The following is a 16,774-nucleotide window of genomic DNA, read 5'->3' on the forward strand; positions in this document are numbered from 1 at the left end:
CTACTTGGTGGCGGTGACGAAATATCCGCGCGGCACGCCGGGGACATCCAGCGGCACCGCGGGGGCGAACCACCGGTTCCACTTGTTGCCCGGCTCGGCCACATCGGTGACGACCGCCGACCAGCCCAGGCGCTCACACAGCTGCTCCGGGGCATCGGTGCCGAACAGCCACGGCGCTCCGTTGCGGGACATCCGTTCGCGGACCGCGGCCAGCATGACGCTGTCCAGCAGTACCTTGCCGACGATGTCGTAGAGCAATACCGAACCGGGCGCCGAGAGCGCGTCGACCCGCTCGAACAGCGTGCGCACGGCGCCCTCGTCGAGGTATTGCAGCAGCCCTTCCATCAACCAGACGGCCGGCAGCTCCGGGTCGAAGCCGTTGGCCCGCAAGGCGTCAGTCCAGTCCTGCGTCAGGTCGACGCCGATGGCCACCCGCCGGCAGCGTGGTTCGTCGCCGGCCAACGCCTCGGCCTTGGCCGCGATCACCGCTGGCTGATCGAGTTCGAACACCGTGGTGCCGTCGGGCCACGGCAGCCGGTAGGCCCGGGCGTCCAGGCCCGCGGCGAGGATCACCACCTGCCGGACCGGTGGCACGGCGTTCAACAGCGCCTCGTCCCAGAAGCGGGTGCGCACCACGATCTGCAGAGTGGACTTGTCACCGCTGGCGGCGACGGCTTCAGCGAGCATCCGCTGACCGGACTCACCGGCCAGGCGCTCTGCGAACGAATCATCGAAAAGCCGGTCGGGGCGGCGGGTTTCCTCGGCGCGGATGGCTGCCACCAGGACGCCGGTGTCGGCCACTGCCCGACCTGGAGTCTGTCCGGAGTTGGTCATATCGCCATCATGCGCGTTCGGCAGTCATCGGGTCTTGGATATTTTTGCCCCGGGATTCCCGCGCAAGCAGCTGTAACGCGTCCGCCGAACTCGAGCCCTCCGCCGTCGTCACCACAACCAGTGATTGCTCGGCGTCGCGGGCCAGCGTCAGATTCTGCATCGTGACCGTGAGTGGTCCGGCGAGCGGATGGCGCAGGTCATAGGAGTCTGCCTCGCAGGGCTTGACCCGGTGATCGGCCCAGAGCGACACGAATTCCTCGCTCTTGACCGATAATTCACCGATCAGGGCGGACAGCAGTGCGTCGTCGGGATGCCGGCCCGCTGCCAGGCGGAGGCTGCCGACCACCGTCCGGACCTTGCGGTGCCAATCCACGTAGAGATCGCGACTATGGGAGTCGAGGAACAGCAGCCGGGCCAGGTTCGGCCGGGTCGCCGGGTTGTCCACCGACGTGAAATCCACGTGGCCGGCCAGCAGCGCGTGGCCCAGCTCGTTCCAGGCCAGCACATCGGTGCGGCGTCCGAGCACCAGCACCGGCAGATGGTCCAGCGAGCGCAACAGATCGCGCGTCAACGCGCTGACGTGCTCGACGGGAGGACGTCGAGGCGGCTGCACGCGCCGTGATGCCAGCTCCCGCAGATGCGTCTGCTCGTGAACATCCAGTTGCAGAGCCCGCGCCAGCGCTTCGAGGATTGCCGCCGAGGCATTGGCCGATTGTCCCTGTTCCAGCCGCGTGTAATACGACACGCTGACGCCGGCGAGCTGGGCAACTTCTTCCCGTCGCAGCCCCTCGACCCGGCGCCGCTCGCCGTACCGGGACAAGCCCACATCCTCTGGATGCAGCCGACCGCGCCGGGCCCGCAGGAATTCGCCGAGTTGTCCGGTGGTCATGACCCCACTATGCCTGCGGTCTGATGAGCCGTGCCTATCCCGGCCAGGGGTAGGCACAGTGGGGCCTGGCTGAGCTGACAGGGCGTGACCAGGCTGGGTTCCATGAACGAAATCGTTTTGGGCGACGTCAGCGTGACCCGGGTGATGGAGTATTACGGCTCGGTCCGGTTGTCGCCCCAGGAGTTCTTCCCGGAGAGTTCCGACGAGGTGTGGCGACGCAACGAGGGATGGATGGCGCCCGACTTCTACGACCCCGATAACGACGTGTGCGTCTCCGCCATTCAGACCTGGCTGCTGCGCAGCGAGGGCAGGACCATCCTGGTCGACACCGGGGTGGGCAATCACAAGGACCGGCCGCATGCCCCGGTCTGGCATCACCTGGACACCGATTTTCTCGGGAACCTCTCCCGGGCCGGTGTCGCTCCCGAGGATGTCGACGTGGTGATCAACACCCACCTCCATGTCGACCACGTCGGCTGGAACACCTACCTCGACGACGGCAACTGGATCCCGACCTTTCCGAACGCCACCTATCTGATGCCGTTGGCCGACTTCGATTTCTGGAACCCGGCCAATCGGGGCGACCCGGTCGCAGGGCGGGACAACGTGTTCCTCGACAGTGTGTCCCCGGTCCGTGCAGCGGGACAAACAGTGTTGTGGGAGGACGGTTTTCAGATCGATGCCAACCTCGCGCTCGAGGCGGCCCCGGGCCACACCCCGGGCTCGGCGGTGGTCAGGCTGCAGTCCGGCAGTGACCGCGCTGTCTTCGTCGGCGACATGATGCACACGGCGCTGCAGATCGTCGAACCCGACACCAACAGCTGCTACTGCGAGGACCCGGTGCAGGCGCGGGCCACCCGGCGGCGGGTGCTGGGTCAGGCCGCCGACACCAACACACTGGTGATACCGGCGCATTTCGGCGGGCACGGGGGTGCCGAGGTGATGCGCGACGGCGACAGGTACGCGATCAAGGCATGGGCACCGTTCGACCGGGTGAGCGAGGGTTCGTGAGGATGGACGATCCGATCGTCGAGACGGCAACCGGTGCCGTGCGTGGTTTCCAGACCCCGGAGGCGCAGGTATTTCTCGGAATCACTTACGCCGCAGCGCCTATGGCCGCGGGCCGCTTCGCGGTGCCGATCGCCCACGAACCGTGGCGGGACCTACGCGATGCGACCAGGCCTGGACCGACCGCTCCGCAGCCACCCCGCAACGGCTTCGGACGCCTGGACATGTCGCCCTTCTTCGGGCCGGGCTGGGTGCGCGGCGACGACTATCTCACGGTCAACATCTGGGCTCCGCCAAACGCGCAGCGCCGTCCGGTCATGGTGTTCGTCCACGGCGGCGGCTTCGTAGCCGGCTCCACCCGCTCGGCGCTCTACGACGGAACCGCCTTCGCCCGCGACGGCGTGGTGCTGGTGACGGTCACCTACCGGCTCGGGATCACCGGATTTCTGGATCTGCCCGGGGCGGTACCCAACCGGGGGCTGCTCGACGTGCTGGCCGCGCTGGCCTGGGTGCAGACCAACATCGAGGAGTTCGGCGGGGATCCCGGCAACGTCACCCTGTTCGGCCAGTCCGCGGGCGCGACGGTCGCCGCCGGAGTGCTGGCGACTCGTGGCGTGGAGCGGTTGATCCGTCGCGCAATCATGCAGAGCGGAAACGGTTTCGGTGCGTTCGCTCCCGAACAGGCCACTCAAGTCACCCAGGCGGCGGCCGAGGCCCTGGGTGTCGAACCCACCGCGGCCGGCTTCGACCGGCTCTCGGATGAACGGCTGGTCGAGGTGGTGCCGAAGCTTGCCGGGCTGGATCTGCGCACAGAAGAACATTTCGATCCGCTGCTGGGTTTGAGCCCGTTCAGCTTGGTGCTGGCCGAACAGCCCGCACAACAGCTCAACCCCGAGGTGGGCCTGCTCATCGGGACCAACACAGAGGAGGGCAACCTGTACCTGGTTCCGCAGTCTCAACTCGCCTCCACCACCCGCGACGACGTCGAGCGACTCGCCGCGCGCGTGGACCCCGACCCGGCGAGCCTGGTCCGGCAGTACCGCGCGAGCTTTCCTCGTGCGGGCTGGGGTGAGTTGCGTGCAGCGATTCTCGGTGACGCGTTGTTCCGCTCCGGCAGCGACCGCACTGCCCGCGCTCATGAGCAACTGGCTGGCGCAGGTACCCACCGTTACGAATTCTCTTGGCGCTCAGAAGCTGTGGACGGCGCGCTGGGTGCAGCCCATGGGGTTGAGCTGCCGTTCGTGTTCGACCGGATCGGACTGGAGTCGTTGCGCGGCCCGGCTGCGCTGCTCGGGCCCGGCGAGCCTCCCGCCACATTGGCCGATCAGATGCACGGTGCCTGGGTCGGCTATGCCACCACGGGTGATCCAGGCTGGGCTGCATCGGTGACGCGTAGGTTCACCGGCCGGGGCTGACGCCGACATGGCTGGGCAGCCACGTGCGGTGCCGCGCCGGGACGCAGCAACACCGGGCGCGGCACGGTCAACTCCCCGGTTGCTGCATGCCGGCCACTGCGTCGAGCATCGAGCGCAACTGCTTGATGAGCTGTTCGGGAGACAGCGCGACCTCACCGGACAGCCATGCGCTGATCGTCTGGGTCACCCCGCCGACCGCGAAATATGAGATGGCCCTGAGGTAGTCGTTCTCCTGCAGGTGCAGTGCGTCGCCGGCGTGCTGACCGAGCAGAGTGGCGAAGAGCGCCGTGGATTCGACCCGTTTGCGGGCCAGCACCTCGTTGGACAGTTTGACGCTGAACAGCAGCCGGCCGATCCGCCGGTCCTGGGCGATCAGGTGCACGATGTTGGCCATCCCGGCCATGGTCTGATCGGCCAGCGGAACGGCGGCGACGGCGGCCTGCGTCGAGGTCGCGATATCGGCGATCACCCAGTCGTAGACCGCGCCGATGAAGTCGTCTTTGTCGCCGAAACTCTCGTAGAAATACCGTGCGGCCAGCCCGGCGGTGCGGCACACGGCGCGCACCGTCACCTCCGCGTCCTCGCCGCCCAGTAAGTCCAGCCCCGCCTCCAGCAGCTGGCTGCGCCGTTGCGCGAGGCGGTCGGCTGCCTCGATGCCGCGGTACGGGCGGACCTGTTTCACCCCAACATCTTGACACCTGTCAGGCCGGCGGGCCAATATCAGGAATCAGATGTTCTCAGTTTTAGAAGGGGTGGCCATGACGGTCAGCGAACCGATCCCGCATGTCGAACGGGCGATGAGTGACTCGTCGCGCCCGGGGGCTGCGCCCAGGCGCCGCCGGCGGACCGCCAGTTTCGACGACGGACTGATGGGTGTGGCGCTGCTGGCCGGTCCGGCGAACGTGATCATGCAGCTGGCGAACCCCGGCGTGGGCTACGGCGTCGTCGAGAGTCGCGTCGACAGCGGCCGCACCGATCTGCACCCGGTCAAGCGGGCCAGGACCACCTTCACCTACCTGGCCGTGGCCACCCGCGGCACCGATGCCCAGAAGGCGGCCTACCGGCGCGCGGTCAACAAGGCCCACGCGCAGGTGTACTCCACCGAGGACAGCCCGGTGAAGTACAACGCGTTCGACAAGAATCTGCAGCTGTGGGTGGCGGCGTGCCTCTACAAGGGCGGGGTCGACGTGTTCCGGATGTTCATCGGTGAGCTGGACGACGAGACCGCCGACCGTCACTACCGGGACAGCGTGACGATGGGCACCACCCTGCAGGTGCCCGAGGAGATGTGGCCGGCCGACCGCGCTGCATTCGATCGCTTCTGGGAAGAGTCGCTGGAGAAACTGCACATCGACGACACCGTGCGCGGGTACCTGTATCCGATCGCCGCGGGCCGGCCGAAGAATCCGAGGTTGCCCCGCGCGGTGCAACGCCGGCTCGATGCGGTGGCACTGCTGATCACCACGGGCTTTCTGCCGCAGCGGTTCCGCGACGAGATGCGGTTGCCGTGGGATGCCAAGAGTCAGAAGCGGTTCGACCGGCTGATCGCGGTGCTGCGCACGGTCAACGATCTGCTGCCGGCGTTCCTGCGGCAGTTCCCCTTCAACGTGCTGCTCAAAGACCTCGACTGGCGGATCCGGACCGGTCGACCACTGGTGTAGCTGTCAGATTCGCGGCGTACCCTCGCGTCGGTGCGTACCGATGATGACAACTGGGATATCACCACGAGCGTTGGGCAGACAGCGTTATTCGTAGCTGCCTCAAGGGCATTGGAGGCGCAGAAGGACGATCCTCTCGCCGTCGACCAATATGCCGAGGTGTTCTGCCGCACGGTCGGGGGCGAGTGGACGACCGCGGTCGAGGGCACGGACCCCGAGCATCCGCTGCAGACCGAATTCGGCGAGAACTTCGTCAATTTCCAGGGCGCCCGCACGAAGTACTTCGACGAGTACTTCGCTCGGGCCATCGAAGCCGGGGTGCAACAGGTGGTGCTGTTGGCGGCCGGCCTGGACTCGCGGGCCTACCGCCTACCGTGGGCCGACGGCACCGTGGTGTACGAGTTGGACCAGCCCCGGGTGCTCGAATTCAAGCGAGACACCGTGGATCAGTTGGGCGAGGCGCCGACGGCCGAGCGCCGCGAGGTGGCGATCGATCTGCGCGACGACTGGCCGCGCGCCCTTCAAGAGAGCGGCTTCGACCCGTCGCGGCCGTCGGCGTGGATCGCCGAGGGATTGTTGATCTATCTGCCCGCCGCAGCACAGGAACAGCTGTTTGCTGGAATCGATGCGCTGGCCGCGCCGGGCAGCTTTGTCGGCATCGAGGAGGCGGTGCCGATGCCGGACGAGGCCTTCGAGGCCAAGCGCGCCGAAGCGGTGTCTTCCGGCGATGAGAATGCCTTTTTCACGCTCGTGTACAACCAGCAACACGAGCCGGCGGATCGGTGGTTCGGCTCGCGGGGCTGGGACGCGGTGGCGACACCGTTGCATGAATATCTGGCCGAAGTAGGTCGGCCCGTGCCCGAACCTGACACCGAATCCGGCGGGATGACGGGAACTATCAGCCTCGTGTCTGCGACTAAAAGGTGAGGCAGTTCACGACCTAGCTCGAGTACGTGCCTCTCGACACTTAAGTTATGCAATGCTAACTTCAGCAAAAGTTAGCTTAGCCATACATAAGGGAGAGAATCGGGGGCTTCGCTCCCGTGCACGCATATGGGTAGTGACACGCTTGCGGCTCCAACACAGGGAGCGCCCCGGCTCGATCGCGATGTGATCAGCCGCTTCGCCACATGTTGTCGTGCGCTGGGCTTGACGGTGAACGACCGGCAACGGCCGGCCGATCTCGACGCAGCCCGCGCCGGCTTTGCTGGTCTGACGCGGATCGCGCATGACCACTGTGATGCCTGGACCGGCCTGGCCGCCGCGGGCGATGTGTCCGGACCGGTCATCGACGCCGTGTGGCGCACCCGGGGCAGCGCCGGTCTGCTGCAGCGGGAGATCGACCTGGCTGCCGGCGACCTCGGGTTCACCTATGACAGTGGGCTGTACCTGCAGTTCCGGGCCGTCGACGTCGACGACTTCCAGCTCGCCTACGCCGCGGGGCGTTATGCCTCGGGTGCTCGGGCCGAGGCCGACGCGCTGGTGGCCGAACTGCTGGCCCGTCGCCCCGGGTGGCTGAACGCCACCTGGCTCCGGGTGGCGTTCAACCACCACGCCGAACGCTGGTCCGATGTGGTGCGTCTGCTCACCCCGGTCGTCACCAACCCGTCGCTCGACGAGGTCACCGCGCACGCCGCACGTGTCACCCTCGGCATCGCGCTGGCGCGCCTCGGCATGCTGGCACCCGCGCTGTCGTACTTGGAGGACCCGTCCGGCCCGATCGCGGTGGCGGCGCTCGACGGCGCGCTGGCCAAGGGGCTGACCTTGCGCTCGCAGGGCGAGGACGAGGACGCCAACGAAGTACTGCAGGACCTCTTCGCGGCCCACCCGGAGAACAAGCAGGTCGAAGAGGCCCTTTTGGATTCGTCCTTCGGGCTGCTCATCACCACCGCCGCACGCATCGACGCCCGAACCGATCCGTGGGACCCGGATACCGAACCGACCGAGTCGGACTTCGTCGACCCGGGTGCCAAGGAGCGCAAGGCGCACCTGCTCGTCGAGGCCGAAGCCGAGCTGGCCGAGTTCATCGGTCTGGAAGAAGTGAAGTTCCAGGTGGCGCGGCTCAAGAGTTCGGTCGCCATGTCGATCCGTCGCCAGGAACGCGGACTGGCCGTGGCCCAGCGCACCAACCACCTGGTGTTCGCGGGTCCTCCCGGTACGGGTAAGACCACCATCGCCCGCGTCGTCGCCAAGATCTATTGCGGCCTGGGACTTCTCAAGAAGGAGACGGTCCGCGAGGTGCACCGTGCCGATCTGATCGGCCAGCACATCGGTGAGACCGAGGCCAAGACCAACGCGATCATCGACAGCGCGCTCGACGGCGTGCTGTTCCTCGACGAGGCCTACGCGCTGGTGTCCACCGGAGCCAAGAACGACTTCGGTCTGGTCGCCATCGACACGCTGCTGGCCCGCATGGAGAACGACCGCGACCGGCTCGTCGTAATCGTCGCGGGGTACCGCAAGGACCTCGACATGTTCCTCGACACCAACGAAGGTCTGCGCTCGCGCTTCACCCGCAGCATCGACTTCCCGTCGTACTCCTCGTCCGAACTCGTCGAGATCGCCGAGCGGATGGCCGAGAAGCGCGACAGCACATTCGAGAAGGCTGCCCACGACGACATGGAGAAGCTGTTCGGCTATCTGGCCGCAGCCACCATGCCGGACACCAACGGTGTGCCGCGGCGCAGCCTCGACATCGCCGGTAACGGCCGCTTCGTCCGCAACCTGGTCGAGCGTTCCGAGGAGGAGCGCGAGTACCGCCTCGATCATTCCGACCACGACGACTTCACCGACGAGGAGATGATGACGATCACCGCCGGTGACGTGAACAACTCGGCTGCCCCGCTGCTGCGTGGCCTGGGCCTGACGGTGCCCGCATGACCACCCAGGGACCTGACGAGCGCCGCTCCTTCTCCTCCCGCACACCGTCCAACGACAACCCCGATCAGGTCGCCTACCGGCGCGGCTTCGTCACGCGTCATCAGGTCTCGGGCTGGCGATTCGTCATGCGCCGCATCGCTTCCGGCGTGGCGCTGCACGACACCCGCATGCTGGTCGACCCGTTGCGTACGCAGAGCCGGGCGGTGCTGACCGGCGCGCTGATCCTGGTCACCGGCCTCGTCGGCTGCTTCATCTTCTCGTTGATCCGCCCCGGCGGGACGGCCGGTAACGACACTGTGCTGGCCGACCGGTCCACCGCGGCGCTGTATGTGCGCGTGGGTGAACAGCTGCATCCGGTGCTCAACCTGACCTCGGCCCGGCTGATCACCGGCAAGGCGGACAACCCGAGCACCGTCAAGACCAGTGAGATCGACAAGTACCCGCGAGGCAACCTGCTCGGTATCCCCGGTGCGCCCGAACGGATGGTACAGAGCACCAGTGCCGACGCGGATTGGACTGTGTGCGACAGCAATACGGGAACGACCGCCGGAGTCACGCTGATCGCCGGAACGCTCGGATCCGGTGAGGAGCGGGCCCTGCCGCTGCCGGCGGGCCAGGCCGTGCTCGTGCACCACAGCGGCGGCCCCACCCCAGGTGACTGGCTGCTGTGGGACGGCAAGCGCAGCCCGATCGACCTGAACAACCGTGCCGTCACCGATGCACTCGGTTTCGGCTCCGACATCCCGGCCCCGCGGCCGATCGCGGCGGGCCTGTTCAACGCGATCCCCGAGGCGCCCGCACTGACCGCGCCGGCGATCGCCGGGGCGGGTGCGCCCGCACAGTTCGAACTGTCGACGCCGGCGCCGGTGGGCGCGGTGGTCTCGGCCGCCGAGGCCGACAACACCGTCCGCTACTACGCGGTGCTTTCCGACGGCCTGCAGCCGATCTCCCCGGTGCTCGCCGCGATCATGCGCAACACCGATTCCTTTGGGCTGCAACAGCCGCCGCGACTCGGAGCCGACGAGGTGGCCCGCACTCCGGCGGTCCACAGCATCGACACCGCTGCCTACCCGGACCGGGTTCTCGAGCTGATGTCCGCTTCGGCGGTCCCGGTGACCTGCGCTCAGTGGAGCAAGCCGGCGGGTGCCACCGAGAGCCGACTGAGCCTGCTGTCCGGTGCTGCCGTGCCGGTTCCTGCCGGACAGCGCAGCGTCGACCTGGTCGGGGCGGGCGCCAACGGTGCCGCCAGCCGCGTCGCTCTGGCACCCGGAACCGGGTACCTGGTGCAGACCGTGGGTGCCGAGCCCGGATCGCCGACCGCCGGATCACAGTTCTGGGTCAGCGACACCGGTGTGCGCTACGGCATCGACACCACCGGTGACCACGACAAAACCCTTGCCGCGCTTGGCCTCACCGCGCCGGCCCTACCCATCCCGTGGTCGATCCTGACGCAGTTCGCGGCCGGTCCGACCCTGTCCCGTGGCGACGCCCTGACCGCACATGATGCGCTGTCGTCCAATGCAAATGCTGCCCGCCTGGAGGGAACTCGATGAGCCGGCTGATCTTCGAGCACCAGCGCAGGCTGGCTCCGCCGACCACCCGCAAGGGCACCATCACCATCGAGCCGCCGCCGCAGCTGCCGCGGTTGGTTCCGCCGTCGCTGCTGCGTCGCGTGCTGCCGTTCCTGATCGTCATCCTGATCGTCGGCATGATCGTGGCGTTGGTGGCCACCGGTATGCGGATGATCTCGCCGACGACGCTGTTCTTCCCGTTCGTGCTGCTGCTGGCGGCCACCGCGATGTACCGCGGGTCGGACAACAAGATGCGCACCGAGGAGGTCGACGCCGAGCGCGCCGACTACCTGCGCTACCTGTCGGTGGTACGGGACAACGTCCGCGCTCATGCCGCCGAGCAGCGTGCGGCGCTGGAGTGGTCGCACCCGGAACCCGAGGCGCTGGCCATCATTCCGGGCACCCGTCGGCAGTGGGAGCGCGATCCGCGCGACCGTGACTTCCTGGTGCTGCGCGCCGGGCTGCACGATGTGCCGCTGGATGCGGCGCTGAAGGTCAAGGACTCCGCCGACGAGATCGACCTGGAACCGGTGTCGCACAGCACCCTTCGCGGTCTGCTCGACGTGCAGCGCACCGTGCGCGACGCCCCCTCCGGCATCGACGTCACCAAGCTCGCCCGGATCACCGTGATCGGTGAGGCCGAGGAAGTCCGCGACGCGCTGCGGGCCTGGATCGCCCAGGCCGTCACCTGGCACGACCCGACCATGCTCGGGGTGGCGCTGGCCTCGCCCGATGTGGACGCCGATGACTGGTCGTGGCTGAAATGGCTGCCGCACGTGGATATTCCGTCCCAGGCCGACGGCGTCGGCCCGGCCCGGTACCTGACCACCGGTGTGACGGAGCTTCGCGGACAACTCGATTCGGCCCTGGCTGGGCGGCCGGCATTCCCCGCCGAGGCGGATCAGGCGCTGAAGCACCTGCTGGTCGTGCTCGACGACCCCGAGGCCGACCCCGACGACATCGCGCGGAAGCCGGGCCTGACCGGGGTGACCGTGATCCACCGCAGCGACAAGCTGCCCAACCGCGAGCAGTACCCCGACCCCGAGCGGCCCATCCTGCGGGTCACGGAGGGCCGGATCGAGCGGTGGCAGAGCAGCGGATGGCAGCCCTACGTCGACAAGGCCGACGCGATGTCGGCCGCCGCGGCCGCCCACATCGCGCGGCGGTTGTCGCGCTGGGACTCCAACCCCGGCTACGTGCGGTCGACCGCTACCGGCGGCGCCACCTTCACCACGCTGCTCGACATCCCGGATGCCGCGGCGCTGGATGTCGCCGACCTGTGGGCTCCGCGCAACCGCGACGACGAACTACGGGTGCCGATCGGCGTCACCGCCACCGGCGAGCCGCTGTACTTCGACCTCAAGGACGAGGCCGAGGGCGGCATGGGTCCGCACGGTCTGATGATCGGTATGACCGGCTCGGGCAAGTCCCAGACGCTGATGTCGATCCTGTTGTCGCTGTTGACCACTCACTCCGCCGAGCGGCTCATCGTGATCTACGCCGACTTCAAGGGCGAGGCCGGCGCCGACATCTTCCGCAACTTCCCGCAGGTCGTCGCGGTCATCTCGAACATGGCCGAGAAGCGGTCGCTGGCCGACCGGTTCGCCGATACCCTGCGCGGTGAGGTGGCCCGCCGTGAGCAGATGCTCAAGGAGGCCGGCCGGCGGGTTCAGGGCAGCGCCTTCAACTCGGTCACCGAGTACGAGGCCGCCATCGCAGCCGGACATGATCTGCCCCCGATGCCGACGCTGTTCGTGGTCGCCGACGAGTTCACCCTGATGCTCGCCGAGCATCCCGAGTACGCGGATCTGTTCGATTACGTTGCGCGCAAGGGCCGCTCGTTCCGGATTCACATCCTGTTCGCGTCGCAGACCCTGGACATCGGCCGGATCAAGGACATCGACAAGAACACGTCGTACCGGATCGGCCTGAAGGTGTCGAGCCCCAGCATCTCCCGTCAGATCATCGGGGTCGAGGACGCCTATCACATCGAATCGGGTCGCGAGCACAAAGGCGAGGGCTTCCTGGTGCCCGCGCCGGGTGCGGTGCCGGTCAAGTTCCGCAGCACCTACGTCGACGGCATCTACGATCCGCCGCGCGCGGAGAAGTCGATCGTGGTGCGGGCCCTGCCGCAGCCGCAGCTGTTCACCGCCTCGCGCGTCGAGCCTGAGCCCGACACTGTGATCGTCACCAACGAGCCGGAATTCGACGCCGCGCCGCCGCGCAAGCTGATCGCCACCATCGGCGACCAGCTGGCCGCCTACGGCCCGCAGGCACCCAAGCTGTGGCTGCCGCCGCTGGACGACGCGATCGCCCTGGACGACGTTCTGGCCCGTACCGAGGTGGAGCCCGGTCAACTGCGTTGGCCGCTGGGCGAAATCGACAAGCCGTTCGAGATGCGCCGGGAAGCTTTGGTGTTCGACGCGAACTCGTCGGCAGCCAACGTGCTGATCCACGGTGGTCCGCGATCGGGCAAGTCGACCGCACTGCAGACGTTCGTCTTGTCGGCCGCGGCGCTGCACTCGCCGAGCGAAGTGAGCTTCTACTGCCTGGATTACGGCGGCGGACAGCTCGCCGGCCTGGAGGACCTGGCCCACGTCGGCAGTGTGGCCACCCCGCTGGAGCCCGAGCGGATCCGCCGTACTTTCGGCGAGCTCGAGCAGCTGCTGCAGGCCCGTCAGCGGCAGGGCGCGGTGAGCCGGGTGGGCAGCTATGCCGATGGGTATGGCGAAGTCTTCCTGGTGATCGACAACCTGTACGCGTTCAGCCGGGACAACACGGATACGTTCAACACCCGTAACCCGTTGCTGGCCAGGGTGACCGAGCTGGCCAACACCGGGCTGGCCTACGGCATCCACGTCGTGATCACCACGCCGAACTGGCTGGAGGTGCCGCTGGCGATGCGTGACGGCCTGGGCCTGCGCCTGGAGCTCAAGCTGCACGACAGCCACGACAGCATCGTGCGCGTGGTGGGTGCGCTGCGTCGGCCGGCCGATTCGGTACCCGCCGATCAGCCGGGCCGCGGCCTGACGATGGCCGCCGAGCACTTCCTGTTCGCCGAGCCGCAGTTGAGCGACATCGTCGTCATCAACGCCCGCTACTCGGGTCAGAGCGCACCGCCGGTGCGCCTGCTGCCCACCGCCCTGGCCCCGGCCGCGCTGGCGCCGCTGTACCCGGCGCCCGAGCAGGTGGTCATCGGGCAGCGTGAAGAGGACCTGGCACCGGTGTTGCTCGACTTCAAGAACAACCCGCTGCTGGCGGTGTTCGGCGATACGAGGTCGGGCAAGACCACGCTGCTGCGTCACATCATCCGGACCATCCGCGAGAACTCGCGGCCGGACGAGGTGGCCTTCACGGTGATCGACCGACGGCTGCATCTGGTGGAGGAGCCGTTGTTCCCGGACAACGAGTACACCGCCAACATCGACCGCGTGCTGCCGGCGATGCTGGGTCTGTCGGCGCTCATCGAAAAGCGCCGTCCGCCGGCCGGTTTGAGCCCGCAGGAGCTCAGCGCCTGGCGTCAGCGGACGGCTCCGGACGGCCACATCCACTACCTGATCATCGACGACGTGGACCAGATCCCCGACGGACCCGCGGTCAGCGGGCCGTTCGCGGGGCAGCGCCCGTGGACCAACATCGTGGGTCTGCTGGCCGAGGCCTCCGATCTGGGTCTGCGCGTCATCGTGACGGCACGGGCCACCGGATCGGCGCACGCCGTGATGACCGCGGCGCTGTTGCGTCGCCTCAATGATCTGCAAGCGACCACGTTGATGCTGTCGGGCAATCCGGCCGACAGCGGCAAGCTCCGCGGGCACCGGTTCGCCCGGTTCCCCGCGGGACGCGGCATGTTGCTCGGCGACGGCGACGCGCCCGAGTTCGTCCAGCTCGTCAACCCACTCATCGATGACGCGGCGGTGTCCGTGAACAACGGGAGAAAGGAATTCTGATGACATTGCGGGTAGTTCCGGAAGGATTGACCGCCGCGAGTGCGGCCGTGGAGGCGCTCACCGCGCGTCTGGCCGCCGCTCACGCCGCGGCCGCCCCCCTGGTCTCGGCGGTGATCCCGCCTGCCGCGGATGCCGTGTCGTTGCAGACCGCGACGGGGTTCAGCGTGCACGGCGCCCAGCACTCGACGCTGGCCGCCCAGGGCGTCGAGGAGCTCGGCCGCTCGGGTGCCGGCGTCGCGGAGTCCGGCGCCAGCTACGTCACCGGCGACGCGATGGCTGCCTCGTCCTACATGATTGCGCGCGGCCTCTGACATGACCGCCCCCATCTGGATGGCCCTACCACCCGAGGTGCACTCGACGCTGCTCTCCAGCGGTCCAGGCGCCGGGTCGTTGCTGGCCGCAGCGGGGGCCTGGCAGTCGCTGAGCACTGAATACGCCTCGGCGGCAGCAGAACTCACCAGCGTGTTGGGTGGGGTGCAAGCCGGGTCGTGGGAGGGCCCGAGTTCGGAGCAGTACGTCGCCGCCCACGGGCCGTACCTGACCTGGCTGGCGCAGCAGAGTGCGAACAGCGCGGCGGTGGCCGTGCAACATGAGTCGGCGGCCGCGGCCTACACCACGGCGGTGGCCACCATGCCGACGCTGCCCGAGCTCGCGCTGAACCACGTCGTGCACGGCGTCCTGATCGCCACGAACTTCTTCGGTATCAACATGATTCCGATCGCGGTCAATGAGGCCGACTACGTCCGGATGTGGATCCAGGCGGCCACCACCATGGCCACCTACCAGGCCGTGTCGGGAGCCGCGGTCATGGCGGCCCCGGCCAGCACGCCGTCGCCGATGCTTCTCAAACCCGGTGTGGGGGAGGCAGGTACCGCCTCGGCCAACGCGCAGCAGATGATGGCGCAGGCCACCGCGACGGATTCCGGTTCAGCGTTGACCAGTGCCGACGCGACGGCAGACAGCGAGTACCCGAATCTGCCGCAATGGCTGATCGATTACGTCAAGACGTTGCCCAGCAGCGATCAGCTGCTGAAGTTCCTGAATGATCCGCTCGGCAGCATCCGGGGGATGATCGAGACGCTGCTGACCAATCCGAGTGCCTTCCTCGCCGAGTGGGGTCCGATGCTCGGCGCCGTGCTCTATCAGGCGATCTTCCAGCCCGTGGGTTGGGGCACCTGGATCGGTGCTGCGTTGTCGCCCTTCCTGGTACCTCTCCTCGGGATCGGCCTTGCCTTCTTGGGATTGCTCGACCTGCTCCCCACCGACGCCCCGGCAGATGTTCCCGCCGAGGCCGATGCACCGCCGGTGCCGATGCGGGCTGATCAGGGGTTGCCGATGGCGGGCCTGGGCCCGGCAGGGATCGGCGCCGGGGCACCGGCCGCTCCGGCGGGCGCACCCGCTGCCGGTGCGGGTGGAGTCGCGGCACCGGCTCCGGTTGCGGCCGCGGCGTTAGCGCCATATGCGGTGATGGGCAACGACCCCGATGAAGGTTTCAGCCCGACAGTGGGCGGCAAGTCCAGTGCCTCGGCACCGGCCGCCGGAATTCCCGCGGCGGCCTCGGGTGTGGCGGCGTCGCTGGCGGCCCGGCGGAAGCGCCGGCGCAAGCGGGGCGCGGCACTGGAGGACCACGCCTACGCGGATGCCTACATGGACTACGAGGAGCCGGATCCGGAGCCCGCGCCTCGGCCGGAACCACGGGTCCGTGCATCTGAAAGCGGCGCAGGGACCGTGGGATTCACCGGCACCGAAACGAAATCCGATGCGGCCGCGGCCGGCTTGACCACCTTGGCCGGCGAGAGATTCGACGAGAGCCCCGTCTCGCCGATGCTGCCCGGTTCCTGGGACCCCGATGAGGCCCCGGGTGATCCGGAAGGGGGTTCGCGCAGCTGACCAGACCGCTCTTGCATTTCTGGATGCATTACCCACCACCAACGATCCGAAAGGAAACACCATGAGTCTGTTGGACGCTCACATCCCCCAGCTGATCGCCTCCGAGGCCGCGTTCGGCGCCAAGGCCGCCCTGATGCGCAGCACCATCGCGCAGGCCGAGCAGGCCGCCATGTCGTCGCAGGCCTACCACATGGGTGAGGCCTCCGCCGCGTTCCAGGCCGCACACGCCCGGTTCGTCGAGGTGTCGGCCAAGGTCAACGCGCTGCTCGACATCGCGCAGCTCAACCTCGGCGACGCCGCGGGCACCTACGTCGCCCAGGATGCCGCCGCCGCCAGCACCTACACCTCGGTCTAGCCGAACACGCAACGGATACAGGAGTTTTCATGTCTCAGATCATGTACAACTACCCGGCCATGCTGGCTCACGCCGGGGAGATGAACACCTACTCGGGTGCTCTGCACGCCGTCGGCGCCGACATCGCCGCCGAGCAGGCCGCGCTGAGCAGCGCCTGGCAGGGTGACACCGCCATGACCTACCAGGCCTGGCAGGCGCAGTGGAACCAGGCCATGGAAGAGCTGACCCGGGCCTACCGCGCGATGGCGTCCACTCACGAGATGAACACCATGTCGATGAGCGCGCGCGACGCGGCTGAAGGGGCCAAGTGGGGCTGATGCCGGGCAC

14 protein-coding genes are annotated in these 16,774 nt (G+C 68.0%); 11 read left to right on the plus strand and 3 right to left on the minus strand.

The window, feature by feature from the left end:
* Positions 1–834, minus strand: coding sequence for an SAM-dependent methyltransferase (locus EYZ64_RS03425; protein ID WP_135451863.1), 834 nt, complete (start codon positions 832–834; stop codon positions 1–3).
* A gap of 7 nt (positions 835–841) precedes the next feature.
* Positions 842–1,723, minus strand: a complete 882-nt coding sequence (locus EYZ64_RS03430; RefSeq protein ID WP_135451864.1) for a helix-turn-helix domain-containing protein — start codon at positions 1,721–1,723, stop codon at positions 842–844.
* 102 nt (positions 1,724–1,825) lie between these two features.
* Between EYZ64_RS03430 and EYZ64_RS03435 the strand changes: the two genes are divergently transcribed.
* Entirely contained in the window at positions 1,826–2,734 is a 909-nt protein-coding gene (locus EYZ64_RS03435; RefSeq protein ID WP_135451865.1) for an MBL fold metallo-hydrolase, read from the plus strand.
* Between the two features lie 2 nt (positions 2,735–2,736).
* Positions 2,737–4,146 carry a carboxylesterase/lipase family protein gene (locus EYZ64_RS03440; protein ID WP_135451866.1) on the plus strand — a complete coding sequence of 470 codons (1,410 nt, stop codon included), beginning with the start codon at positions 2,737–2,739 and terminating at the stop codon, positions 4,144–4,146.
* 67 nt (positions 4,147–4,213) lie between these two features.
* On the opposite strand, the gene EYZ64_RS03445 is transcribed toward EYZ64_RS03440, so the two are convergent.
* A complete protein-coding gene (locus EYZ64_RS03445) occupies positions 4,214–4,828 on the minus strand; it encodes a TetR/AcrR family transcriptional regulator (protein WP_135451867.1) in 615 nt (204 codons plus the stop codon).
* A 76-nt stretch (positions 4,829–4,904) separates the two neighbouring features.
* Between EYZ64_RS03445 and EYZ64_RS03450 the strand changes: the two genes are divergently transcribed.
* The 9 genes from EYZ64_RS03450 to EYZ64_RS03490 all read left to right on the plus strand — a co-directional run bounded on the left by EYZ64_RS03450 (position 4,905) and on the right by EYZ64_RS03490 (position 16,764).
* The gene (locus tag EYZ64_RS03450; protein WP_167857694.1) at positions 4,905–5,807 is read left to right on the plus strand and encodes an oxygenase MpaB family protein; all 903 of its coding nucleotides are present in this window, start codon (positions 4,905–4,907) and stop codon (positions 5,805–5,807) included.
* A 30-nt stretch (positions 5,808–5,837) separates the two neighbouring features.
* Entirely contained in the window at positions 5,838–6,731 is an 894-nt protein-coding gene (locus tag EYZ64_RS03455; protein WP_135451868.1) for a class I SAM-dependent methyltransferase, read from the plus strand.
* Between the two features lie 183 nt (positions 6,732–6,914).
* Positions 6,915–8,684, plus strand: a complete 1,770-nt coding sequence (gene eccA, locus EYZ64_RS03460) for a type VII secretion AAA-ATPase EccA (RefSeq protein ID WP_135451869.1) — start codon at positions 6,915–6,917, stop codon at positions 8,682–8,684.
* The gene (eccB, locus tag EYZ64_RS03465) at positions 8,681–10,237 is read left to right on the plus strand and encodes a type VII secretion protein EccB (protein ID WP_135451870.1); all 1,557 of its coding nucleotides are present in this window, start codon (positions 8,681–8,683) and stop codon (positions 10,235–10,237) included. Before eccA ends, eccB begins: the two co-directional genes overlap by 4 nt.
* The gene (gene eccCa, locus EYZ64_RS03470) at positions 10,234–14,202 is read left to right on the plus strand and encodes a type VII secretion protein EccCa (protein ID WP_135451871.1); all 3,969 of its coding nucleotides are present in this window, start codon (positions 10,234–10,236) and stop codon (positions 14,200–14,202) included. The genes eccB and eccCa overlap by 4 nt, the downstream gene beginning before the upstream one ends.
* Complete coding sequence (locus tag EYZ64_RS03475) at positions 14,202–14,513, plus strand: PE family protein (RefSeq protein ID WP_135451872.1); 312 nt, start codon at positions 14,202–14,204, stop codon at positions 14,511–14,513. The genes eccCa and EYZ64_RS03475 overlap by 1 nt, the downstream gene beginning before the upstream one ends.
* A 1-nt stretch (position 14,514) precedes the next feature.
* Positions 14,515–16,092: a PPE domain-containing protein gene (locus tag EYZ64_RS03480; protein WP_135451873.1), complete on the plus strand. Its 1,578-nt coding sequence runs from the start codon at positions 14,515–14,517 to the stop codon at positions 16,090–16,092.
* Positions 16,093–16,153: 61 nt separating this feature from the next.
* A complete protein-coding gene (esxG, locus tag EYZ64_RS03485) occupies positions 16,154–16,447 on the plus strand; it encodes a type VII secretion system protein EsxG (protein WP_067765159.1) in 294 nt (97 codons plus the stop codon).
* Positions 16,448–16,476: 29 nt separating this feature from the next.
* Positions 16,477–16,764, plus strand: coding sequence for a WXG100 family type VII secretion target (locus tag EYZ64_RS03490; RefSeq protein WP_135451874.1), 288 nt, complete (start codon positions 16,477–16,479; stop codon positions 16,762–16,764).
* Positions 16,765–16,774: the final 10 nt, after the last annotated feature.

Origin of the sequence: Mycobacterium sp. DL99 (assembly GCF_004762045.1) — a bacterium.
In the GTDB taxonomy this organism is placed as follows: Bacteria; Actinomycetota; Actinomycetes; order Mycobacteriales; family Mycobacteriaceae; genus Mycobacterium.

Bases quoted from the DNA above. Each gene is read 5' to 3' on its own strand.
- EYZ64_RS03425 (WP_135451863.1), bottom strand. From the start codon at position 834: ATGACCAACTCCGGACAGACTCCAGGTCGGGCAGTGGCCGACACCGGC.
- EYZ64_RS03430 (WP_135451864.1), bottom strand. From the start codon at position 1,723: ATGACCACCGGACAACTCGGCGAATTCCTGCGGGCCCGGCGCGGTCGG.
- EYZ64_RS03435 (WP_135451865.1), top strand. From the start codon at position 1,826: ATGAACGAAATCGTTTTGGGCGACGTCAGCGTGACCCGGGTGATGGAG.
- EYZ64_RS03440 (WP_135451866.1), top strand. From the start codon at position 2,737: ATGGACGATCCGATCGTCGAGACGGCAACCGGTGCCGTGCGTGGTTTC.
- EYZ64_RS03450 (WP_167857694.1), top strand. From the start codon at position 4,905: ATGACGGTCAGCGAACCGATCCCGCATGTCGAACGGGCGATGAGTGAC.
- eccB (WP_135451870.1), top strand. From the start codon at position 8,681: ATGACCACCCAGGGACCTGACGAGCGCCGCTCCTTCTCCTCCCGCACA.
- eccCa (WP_135451871.1), top strand. From the start codon at position 10,234: ATGAGCCGGCTGATCTTCGAGCACCAGCGCAGGCTGGCTCCGCCGACC.
- EYZ64_RS03475 (WP_135451872.1), top strand. From the start codon at position 14,202: ATGACATTGCGGGTAGTTCCGGAAGGATTGACCGCCGCGAGTGCGGCC.
- EYZ64_RS03480 (WP_135451873.1), top strand. From the start codon at position 14,515: ATGACCGCCCCCATCTGGATGGCCCTACCACCCGAGGTGCACTCGACG.
- esxG (WP_067765159.1), top strand. From the start codon at position 16,154: ATGAGTCTGTTGGACGCTCACATCCCCCAGCTGATCGCCTCCGAGGCC.
- EYZ64_RS03490 (WP_135451874.1), top strand. From the start codon at position 16,477: ATGTCTCAGATCATGTACAACTACCCGGCCATGCTGGCTCACGCCGGG.